This is a genomic window from Paraburkholderia sp. Ac-20347, from assembly GCF_017104805.1.
Taxonomy (GTDB): domain Bacteria; phylum Pseudomonadota; class Gammaproteobacteria; order Burkholderiales; family Burkholderiaceae; genus Paraburkholderia; species Paraburkholderia tropica.
In genome coordinates, this window is sequence record NZ_JAAGPN010000436.1 from 1 (window position 1) to 4,019 (window position 4,019).

Here is a 4,019-nt window from a genome sequence, read left to right on the forward strand (position 1 = left end):
TCTCGAAGCCTTCATCGCCGACGGCGCGCAACGCGCGCGGCCCGAGCGGATCCAGGCGCGTTTCGCACTCGGCAAGGCCTGGCTCGAACTCGGCGAAAGCGCGCGCGCCTTCGCGCATTTCGACGCAGGCAACCGGCTCAAACGCGCGAGCCTCGTCTACGATCCGGCGGCCACGCATGCGTGGATGACGCGGATCGGCGAGGCCATCGCCAATGCCCGCTTCGATGCCACGCACTCGCCCGTGTCGGAACTGCCGGTCTTCGTGATCGGCATGCCGCGCTCCGGCACCACGCTGATCGAACAGATTCTGTCCTCGCATCCGCAGGTCGCGGGCGCGGGCGAGCTGTCCGCGCTGCGGCATGCCGTCGAATCGCGCGCCCCCTGGCCCGCGAGCGCCGCGAATCTCGACGCCGCGCAACTCGCGCGCATCGGCAACGACTATCTGGCGCGCGTCGAACCGCTCGTGCAAGCCGGCTCGGCCCACGCAGCCATCACGCGCCTCGTCGACAAGATGCCCGCGAACTTCTTTTACGCCGCGCTCATTCCGCACATCCTGCCGCGCGCACGCATCGTGCACGTGCGGCGCGATCCCGTCGACACCTGCCTGTCGTGCTACACGCAACTGTTCGCGGGCGATCAGCGCTTCGCCTACGATCAGGCCGAACTCGGCGCGTTCTACGGCGATTACGCGCGCCTCATGGCGCAGTGGCGCAAGACGCTGCCCGCCGACCGCTTTATCGAAGTCGACTATGAAGACGTGATCGACGATCTCGAAGCTCAGGCGCGCCGTCTGATCGACTTTCTCGGTCTGACGTGGGACGACGCCTGCCTCGACTTCCACGCGAATCCGCGCGTGGTACGCACCGCGAGCGTCAACCAGGTGCGCCGGCCGCTCTACGCCACGTCGAAAGGCCGCGGGCGCGCTCACGCCGCGCATCTGCAACCCCTGCTCGCCGCGCTGGCCGCCGCCGGCGTCACAACGCACGGAGACGCAGCATGAGCGCAGGCCAGATCGATCCCGCCGCGCTCGCGGCTCTCGAACGCTCAGCGAAAAACCTGCTCAATGCGGGCCGTTTCGAAGAAGCGGAAGCGCTGCTCGCGCCCTCGCTCGCCTCGGGCACCGGACCGCTGCGCCTCTGGCACCTGATGGCCGCGGCGCTGCGTCCGCAAGGCAAACTCTCGGGCACGCGCGCGATCCAGGAAATGCTGGTCGCGAATCTGCCCGGCGACTACCCGATACGTTTCGATCTCGCCGAAACACTGCTGCTGCTCGGCGAATTCGAACGCGGCTGGCGCGAATACCGCTATCGCTACAGCCTCGCGCACACGACGCAATACGAGCGCAAGGTGCAGATGCCGCGCTGGGAAGGCCAGCGACTCACTGGCAAAACGCTGCTGATTCACGACGAACAGGGCTACGGCGACACCTTCCAGTTCATGCGCATGGTGTCGTGGGCAAAGGCGCGCAGCGGCGCGCGCGTGGTGCTCGAAGTGAACGCCGAAGCGCTGCCGCTCGCGCGCCGCCTTGGCGGCTACGACGAGCTCGTCGTGCGCGGCGAACTGCCGCCCGCCTTCGATCAGCATTGCGAAATGATGAGTCTGCCGATGGCGATGCAGCTCAAGCTGAGCGACCTGCCCGGCCAGATGCCTTATCTGAGCGCCGATCCGCAGCGCGTCGAGCACTGGCGCGCGCGCCTCGCGCATCTGCCGCGTCCGCTCGTCGCGCTCGTCTGGGCCGGTCGTCCGACGCACGGCAACGACGCGAACCGTTCGATGGCGCTCGCGCGCCTCGCGCCACTCGCGGCCACGGGCGCAAGCTTCGTCTCGATCCAGAAAGGGCCCGCCGAAGCGCAGGCGAACGAGCCGCCCGCGGGCATGTCGCTGCTATCGCTAAGCGACGAGATCCGCGATTTCGAGGACACGGCCGCGATTCTCGAAGTCGCCGACCTGCTGATTTCCGTCGATTCGTCGCCGGTGCATCTGGCGGGCGCGCTCGGGCGGCCAGTCTGGGTCATGCTGCCGTTCGTGCCCGACTGGCGCTGGCTGCTCGGCCGCGACGACAGCCCGTGGTATCCGTCGATGAAGCTTTATCGCCAGCCGCAGCGCGGCGACTGGGACAGCGTCACGCGCGCGCTTGCCGGCGATCTCAAGCGCCTCGTGGCGAAGACGCCGAGGCGCGCCACGCCATGAACTTCACGACGATCATGCGACGCTTCCCGCTTCTGAAACTATCGCGCACATTCAGCGCATTCGGCACATTCGGCCTGATCATCGGCGCGGCTTTGCAGTTGAGCGGCTGCGCGGCGCTCGACCGCGACGCGCACGCCGACGCACTCGCCGCGCACGCCGCCCCCGCTCCGCTCGTACGCGAACAGATCGCCACGCCGCCATTCGTGCTCACGGCATGGACGCGCATCACGCAGCCGGACCGGCCGATCAACGTGTATATCGAAGGCGACGGCCTCGCGTGGCTCTCGCGCAGCGAACCGTCGCTCGATCCCACGCCGCGCGAAGCGACCGGCCTCGCGCTCGCCGCTGCCGATCCCGGCCCGAACGTGGCCTATCTCGCGCGCCCTTGCCAGTTCACGCCGATGGCGCTCAACCCGCGCTGCTCGGTGCCCTGGTGGACCGACAAACGTTTTGCGCCTGAAGTGGTTACGTCGATGAACGACGCCGTCGGGCAGATCGCCGCGCGCGCGCCGGGCCAGCGTCTGAATCTGATCGGCTTTTCCGGCGGCGGCGCGATTGCCGTGCTGGTCGCCGCGCGCCGCCACGACGTCGCCACGCTGCGCACCGTCGCGGGCAATCTCGACGACGAGTACATCAATCGCACGCACGGCGTTTCCGCGATGCCGGATTCGCTCAATCCCATCGATGCCGCCACGCGCGTCGCCACGATTGCGCAGATCCACTTCGACAGCGACGCCGACCGCATCGTCACGCCCGAAGTCGCGCACCGCTTCGCGGCGGCTGCGGGCGGCCGCTGCGTCAGCGTGCGCACGGTGCCGGGCATGGAGCACGACGGCGACTGGAGCAGTCAGTGGCCGGTGCTATTGCAGATTGCGCCACGCTGCGAATAAAAACGGAACGCGCGCGCCGCCACAGTGCGTCGCCGCACCACGCCGAAGCATTTTCACCCCAACGCAGGGAATCGCGCCCCGCGTGCTTAAGTGCTCGCACAACCTTGCCGTCAAGCAGAGAGAAAGGCGCGTAATCTCACGCGCTAATATTGGGCACATCGATTTTCAGTACAGAATGTAGCGTAAAACACAGTGTCATTTTGGCGCGAGCGATGAAACACAATCCGTTTTTTCGACTACTGGGCCGTTTGCGCGTGGGCCGCAAATTGCTGCTGATCTATCTGCTCGATCTGAGCGCGGTGGTGTATATCAGCAGCATCCTGATTCACGAGAAGTACATGTCGATCGACTTCTCGCAAAAGGAAATCGTCGGCAATGCTTATCTCGCGAGCGTACGCGACGCCATCATCGACGTCGCCCAGCGCGGCGCGGGCGGACCGCTCGACGCATCGCGCGTGGCGCACACCACCGCCGCGCTCGCCAATGCCGAACAGCAATACGGCGCCAATATGCAAAGCGGCGAGCTGAATGCGCGCGTGCGCGCCGCACTCGATGCGCTCGCGCAGGTGCCCGACGCGTCGATCGCCGCCGACGCCGCCAATTCGCGCGCCGTCCACGACGCGCTCTCGGCCTGCCGCGATCTGATCACGCGCGTGGGCAATCAATCGAATCTGATTCTCGACCCCGACCTCGACAGCTACTACTCGATGTCGCTGTCGATCCTGCGCTATCCCGCGCTGCTCGACGCCGTGGACGGCATCGGCCATCGCCTGCACGAAGGCGCGAACGACGCGCAGCGGCGGCGCGAACTGAGCACGCGCTATCTCGTGCTCGAAGGTCAGCTCGACGCCGTGGCCCAAGGCCTGCGCTCCGACTTCGCCGAAGCAGGCGCGGCCAACGAACACGTCCAGAGCGCGCTGAATCCGCCGATCACGCGCC

3 protein-coding genes and 1 pseudogene are annotated in these 4,019 nt (G+C 67.1%); all 4 read left to right on the forward strand.

The genetic code is table 11. The features are described 5' to 3' along the window. Positions 1-1,000, forward strand: a 1,000-nt coding sequence (locus G3N97_RS37075) for a sulfotransferase (RefSeq protein WP_205997733.1), incomplete at its 5' end; no start/stop codon positions are given. Beyond that, the gene (locus G3N97_RS37080) at positions 997-2,190 is read left to right on the forward strand and encodes a glycosyltransferase family 9 protein (RefSeq protein ID WP_205997734.1); all 1,194 of its coding nucleotides are present in this window, start codon (positions 997-999) and stop codon (positions 2,188-2,190) included. The genes G3N97_RS37075 and G3N97_RS37080, both read left to right, overlap by 4 nt. Before the next feature lie 14 nt (positions 2,191-2,204). Then, positions 2,205-3,080 carry an alpha/beta hydrolase gene (locus tag G3N97_RS37085; RefSeq protein ID WP_205997735.1) on the forward strand — a complete coding sequence of 292 codons (876 nt, stop codon included), beginning with the start codon at positions 2,205-2,207 and terminating at the stop codon, positions 3,078-3,080. A 212-nt stretch (positions 3,081-3,292) separates the two neighbouring features. After that, positions 3,293-4,019 (forward strand): annotated as a pseudogene (locus tag G3N97_RS37090) (sensor domain-containing diguanylate cyclase); the annotation flags it as partial.

Bases quoted from the DNA above. Each gene is read 5' to 3' on its own strand.
- G3N97_RS37080 (WP_205997734.1), top strand. From the start codon at position 997: ATGAGCGCAGGCCAGATCGATCCCGCCGCGCTCGCGGCTCTCGAACGC.
- G3N97_RS37085 (WP_205997735.1), top strand. From the start codon at position 2,205: ATGCGACGCTTCCCGCTTCTGAAACTATCGCGCACATTCAGCGCATTC.